This window comes from Cellulosimicrobium sp. JZ28, assembly GCF_015327065.1.
In the GTDB taxonomy this organism is placed as follows: Bacteria; Actinomycetota; Actinomycetes; order Actinomycetales; family Cellulomonadaceae; genus Cellulosimicrobium; species Cellulosimicrobium funkei.
The window spans coordinates 1,397,925-1,412,304 of sequence record NZ_CP017660.1 but is presented as its reverse complement, the minus strand read 5'-3'; the positions used below and the strand labels follow the sequence as shown (position 1 = coordinate 1,412,304).

Below are 14,380 nucleotides of genomic sequence, written 5' to 3'. Positions count from 1 at the left end.
GTGCGCGGCCCGTCGTTCCTCGCGCGGCTCCGGCGCAGGACCAGGAGCCTCGCCAGCGCGCGCCCGACCCGCCGCGGCACCGTGGTCCTCGGTGCGGGCGCCGCGCTCGTGGTGCTCGGCGTGACGCTCGGCCTGCCGGACCTCGTCGGGCTCGGCACGGCGGGGCTCCTCGCCGTGGGGGCCGCGTGGTGCTGGATGGCGGCCCGGCGCATCGACCGGGGGCGCGGCGCGCTGCACGTGACGCGCCGGGTGCAGCCCAACCCCGCCGTGCGCGGCCAGCTCACGACCGCGCGCCTGACCGTCGCGGCGGCGCGCACGACGTCGTCGACGGCCTCCACGCTCGCGCGCCTGCGCATCAGCGAGCAGGCCGCGCACGAGCTGTCCGACCAGGGCTCGCTGCGCGCGCAGGTCGCGACGGTCGGCGACCACATCGCCGTGCGGTACCGCCTGCGGCCGCTGCGACGCGGCCGGTGGCCGCTCGGCCCGCTCCTCACGACGCGGACCGACCTGTTCGGCCTCGTCAGCGCGACGCAGGAGCTCGGCGACCCGACGGCCGTGGCCGTCTGGCCGCGCACCGTCGAGCTGCCCGTGCGCGGGAGCCGCGCGTTCGGCGAGCACGAGCGCTCGGCCTCCGGCGCCCGGCTCGCGTCGAGCGACGACTCGGTCCTGCGCGACTACGTCGCCGGTGACGACCCCCGCCGCGTGCACTGGGTCAGCGCCGCGCGCCGCGGCCAGCTCATGGTGCGCTCCGACGAGAGCGCGGGCCTGCCGCCCGTGACGGTGCTCCTCGACCGCGGCCTCCTGCCCCACCCGGAGCTCGCCGCGTCGAGCCCGCGGGCGCTGGCCGACGGCGAGTGGGCCGTCGAGTGCGCGGCGTCGATCGGGGTGTCCCTGCTCCAGGCGGGGCACCCCGTCCGCCTCGTCCCCACGTCGCTCGCCGCGGTGGTCCCCGGCACCGGCTTCCGGGTCAACCGGTCCGGCGAGGGCCCGGCCGACCTGCTCGACGCCACGGTCGACCTGCACGGGCACCAGGTCGCGGCGGACGCCGACCGCTCCGTCGTCACGACCTGCGAGACGCTGCGACGCGACCGCCGCCCGGGCGAGATCACCGTCGCCGTGCTCGGCCCGCTCGGTTCCGTCGCGCGGCACACCGTCGCCGCGATGGCCGGGGACGGCGTCCACCGCGCGCTCGTGGTGAGCACCCGCCCGTGGGCTCCCGAGCACGCGGACGCCGTCGAGACGGTCGCCGCGCTCCGCTCGACGGGGTGGCACGCCGCGCTCGTCGACCCGTCCGCGTCGCTCGAGCACGCCTGGACCCTGCTCGCGGAGGGCTCACGATGACCGCACCCCGACCGGGAACCTCGGACTCCGCGGGCCTGCGCGTGCTCGCGACGAGCGCGCTCGTCGCCACCGCGGTCGTCGCGTCGGCGTACGCGCTGGGGAGCGTCGTCGGGCCGGGTGGCTGGACGGGCACGGTCGTGCGCGTCGTCGTCGTCCTCGCGCTCGTCACCGGCCTCAGCCGCTGGGCGCTCGAGCGGAGCCACGCGGCGCGCGGCGAGGTGCTCGCACCGCCGGCGGCGCTCCTGCCGTCGCTCGCGGGGCTCGTCGTCGGGCTGTGGGCCCTGCTCGGGCTGTACGGCGGGCCGACGGACCGGTTCTCGCTCCTCATCGGCCTGTCCAACGTGGACCGCGTGCTGTCCCGCCTGGGCACCGCGCGCGACCTCACGCTCGCGGAGGTCGCCCCGATCGACCCCAGCCTGCCCATCGCGCTCCTGGCGGTCGGCGGCGCGGTCGTGGTGTTCGTCGTCGCCGACCTCATGGCCGGCGGGCTGCGGCTCGGCGCGGGAGTCGCGCTGCCGCTCCTCGCCCTGTGGGTGCCCGGGCTCGTCATCGTCGGCGAGATCCCGCCGCTCGCGTTCGTCGTGACGGTCGCCGCCCTCGTGCTCCTCCTCGCCGTGGACAACCCGCACCGCGCGGTCCGCCGCGGGGCGTCCGCGCGACGCCCGGAGGACCGCGCCGCCGGAGGCCTGCGTGCCGCGGGCGCGCTCGTCGTGGCGGTCGCCGTGGCGGTCACCGCGCTCGGCCTCGGGTCGGCGAGCGCCTCGCTCCCCGAGGTGGCGTCGGCGTCGTGGTCGCGCCTGTTCTCCTCGACCGGCCAGACGGTCCGGCTCTCCGACGACCTGGACATGCGGCGCGACCTCGCCGAGCGCTCGGGCGAGGTGGTCCTGCGCTACCGGACCGACGGCGAGGGGGTCGGCCCCCTGCGGGTCTTCACGCTCACCGGCTTCGACGGCACCAACTGGCGCCGTGGCGCGGACCGCGACGGCACCCCCATCGACGGCGGCGAGCAGGTCCTGTGGCCCGACGACCCGGGCGCCACCGGGGACCCGACGTCGCTGCGCGTCACGCTCGAGTCGCTGCGCGACACCAAGCTGCCGCTCCCGACCGAGCCGCGCGCCGTCGGCATCGACGGCGACTGGGCGTACGACGACGTGCGCGACGAGGTGCTCGGCGAGCAGCCGACGGGCGCGGGCACGTCCTACGAGGTCACGGTCTTCCCGCGGCCGCTCGACGCCGACGCGTTGCGCGGCGCCAGCGGCGCGGACCCGGACGACCCCAACTACCTCGACGTGCCCGCGACGGAGCACGAGCAGGACATCCGCGACCTCGCGACGTCCGTCGTCGACGGCGCGACGACGCGCTACGACCAGGCGCTCGCGCTGCAGACCTACTTCCGCGACATCTCGCAGTTCACGTACTCCACCGAGGTGCCCCCGGGCACCTCGGGCGACGCCGTCTGGGACTTCCTCCAGGACCGGACGGGCTACTGCGTCCAGTTCGCGACGTCGATGACGATGATGGCCCGCACGCTCGGCATCCCCGCGCGGCTGGGCGTCGGGTTCCTGCCGGGCGAGCGGGTCGACGAGTCGAGCTACCAGGTCACGGGTCGCGACTCCCACGCGTGGCCCGAGCTGTACTTCCCGGGCCAGGGCTGGGTGCGCTTCGAGCCGACGCCCGCCCAGCAGACCGGTCCGACGCCGACGTGGGCCACCCCGGTCGCCGTCACGCCCGGCGGCCCGGCCGACCCGGGGAACGTCCCGACGCCGGGCGCCACCACGGCCGCGCCGTCAGCGCCGGCGACCCCGACCCCCACCGCCCCGGGGGCGGCGGCACGACGGACGGCACGCAGGAGGACTCCACCTCGTGGCCGCTCGTCGTGGGCGCGGCGCTGCTCGTCGCGGCGGTGCTCGCCGCAGGGCTGTGGTTCGTGCTGCGCCGACGCACCGAGGCGGAGAGCCTGCGGGACGCCGAGGACGCGTGGGCCGAGCTCGTCGCACGGCTGGGTGCGCTGGACGTGCGCTGGCCGTCGTCCACGACGCCGCGCCGCGTGCCCGCCGTCGTCGTCGCGGCCCTGCAGACACGGCGCGGGGCGGATGCCGGGGACGAGGACCTGGCCGAGACGCTCACGGCCCTCGCGTCGGCGCTCGAGGCGGAGCGCTACGCCCCGCGTCCGCGCGAGACGGTCAGCCCGGAGCGCCTCCAGGCGCTCGTCGACGCTGCCGTCGAGGGGATCGAGAGGTCGCTCAGCGACCGTCCTGCTCGCGCCGACGGTCCCAGCGCTCTTCGAGTCGGCTGAGGAACGGCTTCCGCGAGGTCCTGCTCGCTGCGGCCGGCCGGACGGTGCCGTCGGCCTCGACGGTGCCGACCGGTCCCTTGCGGGAGGCGCGCGGTGCCTGGAAGACCAGCACGACGCCGGCGAACATGAGGACGAAGCCGATGACGCCGAGCCAGGTCTGCGAGAGCGCGGCGCCCAGCACCAGCAGGAGCAGCCCTCCCACGACGCCGACACCGGCCAGGACGTAGCGCAGCGCAGAGCGACGTCGAGGGGCCTGGAGCGTGTTCGCCAACCGCGGATCGTCCGAGGTGAGCGCGCGCTCCATCTGCTCCAAGACCCGCTGCTCGTACTCAGACAGAGGCATGAGCACCCCGATTCTCCACGGTGGTCGTGTGACACCCTCAGGATAGATCGACATCCGCGGGGTGGTAGTCGAGCGGGCCCGGGCGGGCCCCATCGCGATGGATCTCACCCCGAAACGGCCGCGGACGGCGTCGACGGCCTCCTCCGCGCGCCGTCGGACGGCGTTCGTCTCCACCACGGCCTCCTCGAGCGTGGGCTGGACGACGGCCTCCGCGCGCGGCTCGAGACCTTCCGCACGCACCCCCACGAGCCGGACCGCGAGCCCTCGCAGGTCCACCCCCGCGACGAGTTCGCGCGCGACGAGGTAGATCTCGCGCGCGACGTCCGTCGGGGCGCCGAGCGTGCGGGCGCGCGTGACGGTCCGGAAGTCGCTCGTGCGGACCTTCACGCTCACCGTGCGGGCGACGAGGCCCTGGTGCCGGAGCCGCCCGGCGCACCGGTCGGCGAGCTCGAGCACGCGCGCCTGCACGGCGGCGAGGTCGCGCAGGTCGTGCTCGAACGTCGTCTCCGCGCCGATGCTCCGCTCCGAGCGCTCCGGCTGGACGGGACGCGGGTCGCGACCCCACGCGAGGTCGTGCAGGTGCGCCCCGGACACCTTGCCGACCGCCGTCTGCAGGGACGCCACGTCGGTGTCGGCGAGCTCGGCGACCGTCCGGATGCCCCACTGCGCGAGGACCGCCTCCGTGCGCTCGCCCACGCCCCACAGCGCCCCGACCGGCAGAGTGCGCAGGAACGGCACCGTCGCCGCGGCGGGCACGAGCAGCATGCCGTCGGGCTTGGCGTGCGTGGACGCGAGCTTCGCGACGAACTTCGTGGTCGCGATCCCGACCGAGCACGTGATCCCGTGGTCCGCCTGGACCCGACGCCGCAGCGCGGCCGCGATCCGCGTGGGCGGCCCGAGACGGCGCCGCGCGCCGCTGACGTCCAGGAAAGCCTCGTCGACGCTCACCTGCTCCACGAGCGCGGTGATCTCGCCGAGCGCGGCCATGACCGACCGCGAGACCTCGTGGTACCGCGCGTGGTCCGGCGGCACGACGACCGCCTGCGGGCACAGCCGGCGCGCGGTCGTCATGGGCATCGCCGAGTGGACGCCGAACGCGCGCGCCTCGTAGGTGGCGGCCAGGACGACGCCCCGCTCGGCACCGCCGACGATGACCGGTCGCCCGACGAGCTGGGGGCGCCGCGCGAGCTCGACCGAGGCGAAGAACGCGTCCATGTCGACGTGCAGGATCGAGCAGCCGCTCTCGTCGTCCCCCCAGTCCCGGCGGACGACGGCACGAGGACCCCGGCTCATCGGGTGCTCACCGTGCCCGCGGGCCGACCGGCCGGGTCGTCACGACGCCACCGTGCGCAGCCCGGGCAGCCTGACGAAGCCAGCGTCCGGGTCGACGAGCATCGCGACCTCGTCGCGGAAGTCCTCGGCGCACGCGACGAGCTCGTCGGCGCGACGCGGGTCGACCTCGTCGAACCGCCCGGCGTCCACGGCGGCACGGACGCGCGCGCCGCTCGCGAAGTACACCGACCACGCGGCGAGCGCGGGCTCGGCGTCCGCGAGCTGCTCCCACACCGAGCGGGCGCGCCCACGGCGCACGGGGCGCGCACGGAGCGCGACGACCGCGGCGGCTGCCCGCAGCGCGCCGAGGTGGGCGTGGACGAACCGCTCCCCCGCGTCCTGCGCGAGCGCCGCCGCGACGAGCTCCGCGTCCGCGCGGGCGAGCAGCCGCCGGACCTCGGCGGGAACCGCGACCTGCGCCCTCGCGCCTGCTTCGTTCGACATCGCGCACCTCCTGCTCCACTATCGAACACCTGTTCGATCCTGTCAACGTGCCGGGTCCCGGCAGACCGTACGGTGGACACATGGCTCGCCGCACCTCCCGACGCCCTCCAGGGTCCTCCGCACCACCCACACCGCCCCGGCGTCGGGGCCCTGCGCGCGGTGCGCCCACGGCGTCCGACCTCCCGGACGAGCCCGTCGCGACCACGACGGGCACCGCGCGCGTCGAGCGCGACCCCGACCGCCCGTCCGCGGTCACCCTCTACGTCAACGGGGTGCCGAGCTCGTACCTCGACCTGGACGACCCCGGGATGCTCGCGTTCGAGTACATGCAGCAGATGGCCGCGGTGGTCGACGAGCTGCACCCCGGACCCGTGCGTGCGCTGCACCTCGGCGCCGCCGGGTGCAGCCTGCCGCGCTGGGTCGCGCACACCCGGCCCGGCTCGACGCAGCTCGGCGTCGACCTCGACGCACGCCTCCTGGAGCTCGTGCGCGCCTGGTTCGACCTGCCGCGCTCCCCGCGGCTGCGGCTGCGGCCCGACGACGCCCGGCACGCCGTGGAGGGGCTCGCCGACGCGTCGTTCGACGTCGTGGTCCGGGACGTCTTTCACGGCGACCGCACGCCCGACCACCTCGTGACCCTCGGCATGGCCGAGGAGGTGCGGCGCGTCCTGCGACCGGGCGGCGTCTACCTGGTCAACTGCGCGGACCGACCGCCCCTCGCGTCGGTGCGGCGCGAGCTCGCGACGCTCGCCGCCGCGTTCGCGGGCGGCGCGGGCGACGGCGCCGTGGACGAGGGGCGCGTCGCGGCGATCGCCGAGCCCGCACAGCTCAAGGGCCGCCGGTACGGGAACGTGGTGCTCGCCGCGGTCGCGCCGGGCGGTGCCGGGACCGCCCTGACCGGCCCGGGCCTCGCCCGCGCCGTGCGCTCGCTGGCCGTGCCGGCGCGCGTCCTCGTGGGGAGCGAGCTGCGGACCTTCGTCGGCCCGGCGGCGCCCCTCCCGGACCCCGCGCCCACGGACCCCGCGCCCACGGACCCCGGGTCCGCGGACCCCGCCTCCGAGGGGCCCGCTCCCGGGGTCACCACGCCCGCGCGGCCGGCGCCCGACGAGCACGCTGGGGCGACGGGCGAGGGCTGACACGCCAGGAGCCGCGCCCCGGAGGGGACGCGGCTCCTGCGCTGCTGCTACGACCGGGTGACCCGACCGCAGGACGTCGTGGACGTCAGAGCGGGCGGACCTTCTCCGCCTGCGGGCCCTTCGGCCCCTGGGTGATCTCGAACTCGACCCGCTGCGCCTCGTCGAGCGTGCGGTACCCGTTCGTCTCGATCGCCGAGTAGTGCACGAAGACGTCGGCACCGCCGCCGTCCTGCGCGATGAAGCCGAAGCCCTTCTCGGCGTTGAACCACTTCACAGAACCCTGCGCCATGCTGTTCCTCTGACCTTCTGTCCATCCGGGGACATCAGCAGGCGGACCCTTCGTCCACCCCCGTGCGCCGCAATGCCATGTCCCACGTCCTTCGCCGGCGCCCCGGCCGTGTGCGGCCGGCAGGCCCGACGCCGGACCGCCCCGCCGGGCGGACCCACGTACCGGCCGTGCACCGGGTCGTGCGCAAGTACGTCACTGCAACAGGCCACAGTGTGGCATGGACCACGTCAGGTCCGCCACGGAGAACGGGCCCTCTCGTGCTGATTTTTCGGCACATACTCCCCGGGAGCGGAGGGGGCCGTCACTCCCCCGACTGCTGCGCGAGGAAGCGCTCGAACTCCGCGCCGAGCTCGTCGGCCGTGGGGATCGGCGCCGACTCGGCGAGCAGGCTCGTGCGTCCGACCGAGCGGGCGAAGGCGTCGTACTGCTCCTCGAGCGCCCGGACCACCGCCGCGACCTCCTCGGAGTCGCGCACCTGGCGCTCGACCTCGGTCTTCGCGTCCTGGACCGCGTCCGCGAGGCCGCCGGTGGCGAGGTCGAGGCCCGTCACGCGCTGGACGTGCTCGAGCGCGACGACCGCCGCGGGCGGGTACGACGACTGGGCGAGGTAGTGCGGCACGTGCACCGTGTAGCCGACGGCGTCGTGGCCGGCGCGCCCGAGCCGCAGCTCGAGCAGCGCGGCGAGGCTGGCCGGGACCTTGACCGTCCCGAACCACGACGTGTGCTCGCCGAGCAGCTCGGGGCGCGTGGCGTGCGCCGTCACCGAGAGCGGCCGCGTGTGCGGGATGCCCATCGGGATGCCGTGGAAGCCCACGACGAGCGAGACGCCCAGGCGCTCGACGACGTCGCGCACCGCGGCGACCACGCGCTCCCACTGGACGTCCGGCTCGGCGCCGTGCAGCAGCAGGAAGCCGGTGCCCTCGGCGTCGCGCACGTGGTCGACGACGAGGTAGGGCTCGTCGTAGTCGGACCAGCGGTCCGTGCTGAAGGTCATCGTGGCCCGCTTCGAGCGGTAGTCGATGAGCTGGTCGGCGTCGAACGTCACCAGGCGGGTGACCTCGCCGATCTCCAGCAGGTGGTCGACGGCCACCTCTCCCGCGCTGCCCGCGTCGACGAACCCCGCGACCGCGTGCAGCAGCACCGGCCCGGAGCCCGCCTCGGGCGGCGTGGGCCACAGGCGCGCCACGGCCTGCTCGTCGAGCTCGTAGATCCCGCGAGGGTCCAGCATGCATCCTCCTCGTCACGTCCTTCGCCCGTGCGCCGCCGGTGGCGCGCTACGGGCCTGACGAGGTAACGCGCCCCGGGCCGGGGATCATTCCCGGCCGGGCGGTGGCGGCGGTCAGCGACCGGGGAGGCGCACCACGGAGACGAAGAAGTCGTCGATCTGCCGCACGACGTCGATGAAGCGGTCGAAGTCGACCGGCTTGGTGACGTAGGCGTTGGCGTGCAGCGAGTAGCTGCGCACCACGTCCTCCTCGGCCTCCGACGTCGTGAGCACGACGACGGGGATCTTGCGCAGCGCGTCGTCGGCCTTGAGCTCGGCCAGGACCTCGCGCCCGTCCATCCGTGGCAGGTTGAGGTCGAGGAGGATGAGGTCCGGCGTCGGGGCGCCCGCGTGCTCGCCCTCCTTGCGCAGGAACTGCAGCGCGCTCACGCCGTCGGACACCACCGAGAGGCGGTTGGTGACCTTGTGGTCCTCGAACGCCTCGCGGGTCATGAGCACGTCGCCCGGGTCGTCCTCCACCAGGAGGACGTCGATCGGCTTGCTGCCGTGGCTCATGCGGGGCTCTCCTCGTCGTCGGGGCGTGCGGGGGCCGGAGCGTCCGGACCGGCGCCGCCGGGGTCGGAGCGAGCGTAGCCGACCTGGGCCTGCACGTAGGCGTGGGCGAGCGTGAAGCGGATGGTCGTCCCGCCCTCGCGCGGCTCGATCCAGATGCGCCCGCCGTGGTACTCGACGATGCGCTTGCACAGCGCGAGGCCGATGCCCGTGCCCTCGTACACGTCCTTGGCGTGCAGGCGCTGGAAGATCACGAACACGCGGTCGGCGTACTGCGGGTCGATGCCGATCCCGTTGTCCTCGACCGACAGCTCCCAGTGGGTGTCGCGGGCGAGCACGCCGACGTGCACGACGGGCGCCCGGTCCGGGTGGCGGAACTTCAGCGCGTTGCCGACCAGGTTCGCGAGGAGCTGGTGCAGGAGCGCCTGCTCCCCACGACGACGGGGAGCGGGTCGTGCGTGACGCGCGCCCCGGACTCCGCGATCTTGTCGGAGAAGTCCTCGAGCACGCCCCGGAGCTCGTCCTCGAGGTCGACGTCGACGCGCTCGGTGCCCGTCCGGCCGACGCGGGAGAACCCGAGCAGGTCCTGGATGAGGCGCTGCATGCGCTTCGCGCCGTCGACCGCGAAGTCGATGTACTGGTCGGCGCGGTCGTCGAGCTCGCCCCCGTAGCGCTTCTTGAGGAGCTGCGTGAAGCTCGCGACCTTGCGCAGCGGCTCCTGGAGGTCGTGCGAGGCGACGTACGCGAACTGCTCCAGGTCGCGGTTCGAGCGCTCCAGCTCGCGCGCCTGCTCGGCGAGCAGCTCGTGCGAGCGCGCCGCGTCCTCGTGCGACGCCTTGATCTCCGCGACCTGGCTGACGAGCTCGACGCGCATGTGCTCGACGTCCTGCGCGAGGTCCGCGATCTCGGCGGGCCCGGACGTGACGACCGGCTCGTCGAGGCTCCCGGAGCTCACGCGCCGCACGCGGTGCGCGAGCTCGGCCATGGGTTCGGTGACCCAGCGCTTGAGGCAGACCCACAGGATGATGCCGACCGCGAGCGCCGAGCCGACGAGGACGAGGACGCTCCCGAACAGGGCGCGGCTCCACCGGTCGAGCGCGTCGAGGCGTTCGACGCGCTCGTCGCGCAGCTGGTCGACGTACTGCGCGGTGTCGGCGCGCGCCGCCGCGAAGAGCTCGGCGCCGCGCGCCTGGTCGACGGCGCGCACGCGCCCGGGACCCTGCGCCTCGGTGGTGGCGATGGCGGGCTCGGCCGCGTCGGAGACCCAGGCGCGCACCGAGGACTCGGCCTGGGTGAGCGTCCCGGCGAGCTCGTCGTCGAGGCCGAGACGGTCGACGAGCGCGGCGTCGGGGACGACGCCCTCGGCGTCGACGCCCACCGCGCGCGTGTAGGCCTCGAGCGCCGTCGCGTCGCCCGTGGCGACGTACGCGCGCACCGCGACCTCGGCGTCGAGCAGGCCGACGTACGCGCCGTCCGCCTCGCTCACCGCGTCGAAGAACGGCCCGGTCACGTCGGTCTGGAGGGTGAGGACGCGCGACAGCGCGATCGCGGACGTCGCCAGCACGCCGAGGAGGATCACCCCGGCGACGACGAGCGCCCAGCCGAGCCGCCGACGCAGCGTCGGGGCACGACGCTCGCCCGCGCGCCTGCGGTCGCCGGCGGCGCTCACCGGGCCCACTCGTCCGAGTCCGCGAGGGTCGCCGACCGCTCGCCCGGGGAGGTGCCCTCGCCGTCCCACCCGAGCACGAGGAGAGCAGCGTCGTCCGCGAGGGGGCCGCCGTGGAGGTCGCGCACACGACGGAAGACCCGCTCGACGACGCCCTCGACGCCCTGCTCCAGCGCGCTGTCGACGGCGCGGCGCAGGCCGTCGACCCCGACGCGCTCGGGGCGGGTCCGCGCGTCGCCCGCCCCGGCTCCCGCGACGGTCGCCTCGACGAGGCCGTCGGTGTAGAGCATGAGGGCCCAGCGCTCGCCGAGCTCGACCGGCTGCGACGTCCAGCCGCCCGCGACCGGGATGCCCAGGGCGCGGCCGCGCGACGTCGGCGTGATCTCCGACGCCGTGTCGCGCAGCAGCAGCGGCGCGAGGTGGCCCGCGAGGTAGACCTCGGCGCTGCGGCGGTCCGCGGAGACGACGACCTGGCAGAGCGTGACGAACACCTCCGGGCGCGCGCGCTCGGGGACGAGCACGCGCTCGAGCAGCGGCAGGATGGCCTCCGGCTGGGTCTCGCTGAGGACGATGGTGCGCCAGGCCGTGCGCAGCGTCGCGCCGAGCGCCGCCTCGTCCGGGCCGTGCCCCGCGACGTCCCCGATGACGCACAGGACCGTCCCGTCCGGGCGCTCGACCGCGTCGAAGAAGTCGCCGCCCAGCAGGCCGTTGCCGCCCGGCACGTAGCCGACCATGACGTCGAGGCGGTCGTCCTGCACGAGCGGGGTCGGCAGGAGCGCGCGCTCGAGGCGAGCGGTCTCGGCCGCGCGGACCTCGCTGCGGTACAGCGCGCGCTGCTGCTCGACGGACATGCGGCGCTGGACCGCGTAGCGCACGGACCGCCCGAGCAGGTCGCCGTCGACCTCCCCCTTGACGAGGTAGTCGTCGGCACCCGCGGCGACCGCCTGCACGCCGAGGTCGATGCCCGAGTGGCCGGTCAGGACGACGAGCGCCGGCGGCCGCGACCCCGCGCGCACGCGCTCGACGGCGGACAGGCCCACCGAGTCGGGCAGGCCCAGGTCCAGCAGCACGCAGTCGACGTCGTGGGAGACGACCATCTCGAGGGCAGCGTCCAGGGTCGTCGCGCGGTGCAGCTCGACCTTGAGGTTGCCGTCGGCCAGCAGCTCCTCGACGAGGATCGCGTCCCCGTCGTCGTCCTCCACGAGCAGGATCCGGAGCTCGTCCGTCGGGGCCAGCACGGCGCGCCCCGGGTGCGCCTGGTCCGGTCCGGCGGCGTCGTCGCCGCGCGCGGAGGGTCGGCCCGGGGCCCGACGCTCGCTCCCGGTCACGACGCCCGCTCCCCTCTGGTCGCCATGGGCCACGATCCTAGCCTCAGGCGCGCGTCCGGCCCGGTCACGGCGCCGGGACGCGCCGGTCGCCGGTCCCCGGGACGGCCGTCGTACGCCATAATGGACGGCCGCGCGGGCGGCGCGGCGCCGGTCGAGGAAGGGACAGCGTGGGACGCAACGACGAGCTCCGGCTCGAGCAGGAGGTCGTGGACACCCTCTACGCGCGCCTCGACGAGCTGCGGGCGGCCGCCCGGGCACGCCTCGACGAGGTCCGACGGTCCGGCCCGTCGGGCTCGCCGCAGAACCGCAGCGAGCGCGACGCGTTCGCGACGCTGTACGAGGACCGTGTCGCGCAGCTCGACGCGGTCGAGGACCGCCTCGCGTTCGGCCGCCTCGACCTCGACGACGGCACCCTGCGCTACGTCGGGCGCATCGGCCTCACCGACGAAGAGCACTCGAGCCTCCTCACGGACTGGCGCGCGCCCGCCGCCCAGGCGTTCTACCGCGCGACGGCGGCCCACCCGGACGGCGTCGTGCGCCGCCGGCACCTCGTGACGCGCGGTCGTGCCGTGACGGGGCTCGAGGACGAGCTCCTCGACCTCGACGCCCCGGAGGCCGTGACCGGCACGACGCTCTCGGGCGAGGGCGCGCTGCTCGCCGCGATGGCCGCGGGCCGCACAGGACGCATGGGCGACATCGTCGCCACGATCCAGTCGGAGCAGGACACGATCATCCGCTCCGAGCTCGCGGGGGCGCTCGTCGTCCAGGGCGGGCCCGGCACGGGCAAGACGGCGGTCGCGCTGCACCGCGCGGCCTACCTGCTGTACGCGCACCGGCGGCTGCTGGAGCGCTCGGGCGTGCTGCTCGTCGGTCCCAGCCTCTCGTTCCTGCGCTACATCGACCAGGTGCTGCCGTCGCTCGGCGAGACCGGCGTCGTGAGCACGACCATCGCCGACCTCCTGCCCGGCGTCGTCGCCGACGGCGAGGAGGACCCGCGCGTCGCGCGCGTCAAGGGTCGGGCGGTCATGGCCCGTGCGGTACGCCGGGCCGTGCGCGCACGCGAGCGCGTGCCCGCGGCCGACGTGCCGGTCCGGCTCGACGGCCACGACCTCGTCATCCGCCGCCGCGACGTGCGCGACGCCATCACGAAGGCGCGGCGCACCCACAAGCCGCACAACCTCGCGCGCGTCACGTTCGTCCGCGAGATGCTCTCGCGCCTCGTCGAGCAGTACGGGCGCCAGCTCGGCGAGCCGCTCGTCGGCGAGGACCGCGCGCTCGCGCTGGAGGACCTGCGCTCCCACCGCGACGTGCGCGTCGCGCTCAACCTGGCCTGGCTGCCGCTCACGCCCGAGCGCCTCGTCGAGGACCTGTGGACCAAGCCGCACCGGCTCGCCGAGGCCGCGCCCGAGCTCTCCCCGAGGACCGACGGCTCCTCAAGCGGGCGAAGGGTGCGCCGTGGACCCCCGCGGACGTGCCGCTCCTCGACGAGGCGGCAGAGCTCCTCGGCGAGGACGACCAGGCGGAGCGGGCCGAGGCCGCTGCGCGCGCGGCGCAGCGCGCGCAGGACCTCGAGTACGCGCGGCAGGTGCTCGAGTCGTCCGGTGCGGGCGGCGGGATCGTCGGCGCCGACGTGCTCGCCGAGCGGTTCGCCGCGAGCGGCCCGCGCCTGACCACCGCCGAGCGCGCCGCGCAGGACCGCACGTGGACCTACGGCCACGTCGTGGTCGACGAGGCGCAGGAGCTGTCCGCCATGGCGTGGCGCATGCTCGTGCGCCGGTGCCCGACACGGTCGTTCACGGTGGTCGGCGACGTCGCCCAGACGTCCTCGCTCGCGGGCGCCCGGTCGTGGAAGGGCATGCTCGACCCGGTCTTCCGCGACGCGTGGCGGCTCGCCGAGCTCACGGTCAACTACCGCACCCCGGCCTCCGTCGCGGACGCGGCCCGACGCGCGGCCGTCGCGGCCGGCCTCCCGGTCTCGCCGCTCACGTCCGCGCGCGACGTCGAGGACGCCCTGCGCGTGGTCGAGGTGGCACCGGGCGCGCTGGAGGCACGCGTCCGGGCCGAGGCCGAGGCCGCGCGCGCCGAGTTCGTCGCCGCGGAGTCCGGCCGCGTCGCCGTCGTCGCGGCCGCGCCCGCGGTCCCCGCGCTGCGGGCCGCGCTCGGGCTCGCCGACGCGGGCGGCGAGGACCCGGTCGTCGTGCTCGACCCGGTGCAGGTCAAGGGGCTGGAGTTCGACGCCGTCGTGCTGGTCGAGCCCGCCGACGTCGCGACCGGGCCCTCGGGCCCGTCCGACCTGTACGTCGCCATGACGCGGCCGACCCAGCGCCTCGTCGTCGTGCACGCGCGCCCGCTGCCCGCCGGGGTCGCCCCCGGGCCGTCGGACGACGCACGGGGCGCCGGCGCCTGAGAGCGGTCGGGTCCGGGCGCG

11 protein-coding genes and 3 pseudogenes are annotated in these 14,380 nt (G+C 75.8%); 5 read left to right on the top strand and 9 right to left on the bottom strand.

The genetic code is table 11. The annotated features are described in order from the left end of the window. The 3 genes and pseudogenes from BJP59_RS06480 to BJP59_RS06470 all read left to right on the top strand — a co-directional run bounded on the left by BJP59_RS06480 (position 1) and on the right by BJP59_RS06470 (position 3,637). Positions 1–1,341 (top strand): DUF58 domain-containing protein, encoded by a 1,341-nt coding sequence (locus BJP59_RS06480; RefSeq protein WP_194522512.1) that lies wholly within the window; start codon positions 1–3, stop codon positions 1,339–1,341. Next, positions 1,338–2,999: pseudogene (locus BJP59_RS20390) on the top strand (transglutaminase family protein); the annotation flags it as partial. The gene BJP59_RS06480 and the pseudogene BJP59_RS20390, both read left to right, overlap by 4 nt. Positions 3,000–3,043: 44 nt before the next feature. Continuing rightward, positions 3,044–3,637, top strand: coding sequence for a hypothetical protein (locus BJP59_RS06470; RefSeq protein ID WP_194522511.1), 594 nt, complete (start codon positions 3,044–3,046; stop codon positions 3,635–3,637). On the opposite strand, the gene BJP59_RS19725 is transcribed toward BJP59_RS06470, so the two are convergent. The 3 genes and pseudogenes from BJP59_RS19725 to BJP59_RS06460 form a co-directional block, all read right to left on the bottom strand. After that, a complete protein-coding gene (locus BJP59_RS19725) occupies positions 3,585–3,980 on the bottom strand; it encodes a DUF3040 domain-containing protein (protein ID WP_031316425.1) in 396 nt (131 codons plus the stop codon). The genes BJP59_RS06470 and BJP59_RS19725 overlap by 53 nt on opposite strands. A 60-nt stretch (positions 3,981–4,040) precedes the next feature. After that, positions 4,041–5,273: pseudogene (locus BJP59_RS06465) on the bottom strand (DNA polymerase IV); the annotation flags it as partial. A 39-nt stretch (positions 5,274–5,312) separates the two neighbouring features. Further along, a complete protein-coding gene (locus BJP59_RS06460) occupies positions 5,313–5,756 on the bottom strand; it encodes an SAV_6107 family HEPN domain-containing protein (protein WP_194522509.1) in 444 nt (147 codons plus the stop codon). A gap of 80 nt (positions 5,757–5,836) precedes the next feature. Here BJP59_RS06460 and BJP59_RS06455 point away from each other — a divergent pair, with 80 nt between their 5' ends. Then, positions 5,837–6,892 carry a spermidine synthase gene (locus tag BJP59_RS06455; RefSeq protein WP_194522508.1) on the top strand — a complete coding sequence of 352 codons (1,056 nt, stop codon included), beginning with the start codon at positions 5,837–5,839 and terminating at the stop codon, positions 6,890–6,892. An 85-nt stretch (positions 6,893–6,977) separates the two neighbouring features. On the opposite strand, the gene BJP59_RS06450 is transcribed toward BJP59_RS06455, so the two are convergent. The 6 genes from BJP59_RS06450 to BJP59_RS06430 form a co-directional block, all read right to left on the bottom strand. After that, entirely contained in the window at positions 6,978–7,181 is a 204-nt protein-coding gene (locus BJP59_RS06450) for a cold-shock protein (RefSeq protein WP_021482348.1), read from the bottom strand. Positions 7,182–7,482: 301 nt separating this feature from the next. Continuing rightward, on the bottom strand, positions 7,483–8,409 hold the full coding sequence (locus tag BJP59_RS06445) for a proteasome assembly chaperone family protein (RefSeq protein ID WP_021482349.1): 927 nt from the start codon (positions 8,407–8,409) through the stop codon (positions 7,483–7,485). Positions 8,410–8,520: 111 nt separating this feature from the next. Continuing rightward, positions 8,521–8,961 (bottom strand): response regulator, encoded by a 441-nt coding sequence (locus BJP59_RS06440; protein WP_021482350.1) that lies wholly within the window; start codon positions 8,959–8,961, stop codon positions 8,521–8,523. After that, on the bottom strand, positions 8,958–9,341 hold the full coding sequence (locus tag BJP59_RS19720) for a sensor histidine kinase (RefSeq protein WP_255541887.1): 384 nt from the start codon (positions 9,339–9,341) through the stop codon (positions 8,958–8,960). Before BJP59_RS19720 ends, BJP59_RS06440 begins: the two co-directional genes overlap by 4 nt. After that, positions 9,338–10,627 carry a sensor histidine kinase gene (locus tag BJP59_RS06435; protein ID WP_228485306.1) on the bottom strand — a complete coding sequence of 430 codons (1,290 nt, stop codon included), beginning with the start codon at positions 10,625–10,627 and terminating at the stop codon, positions 9,338–9,340. The genes BJP59_RS19720 and BJP59_RS06435 overlap by 4 nt, the downstream gene beginning before the upstream one ends. Continuing rightward, complete coding sequence (locus BJP59_RS06430) at positions 10,624–11,985, bottom strand: PP2C family protein-serine/threonine phosphatase (protein WP_336244611.1); 1,362 nt, start codon at positions 11,983–11,985, stop codon at positions 10,624–10,626. Before BJP59_RS06430 ends, BJP59_RS06435 begins: the two co-directional genes overlap by 4 nt. Before the next feature lie 134 nt (positions 11,986–12,119). Between BJP59_RS06430 and BJP59_RS06425 the strand changes: the two are divergent. Continuing rightward, positions 12,120–14,359 (top strand): annotated as a pseudogene (locus BJP59_RS06425) (HelD family protein). Positions 14,360–14,380 lie beyond the last annotated feature (21 nt).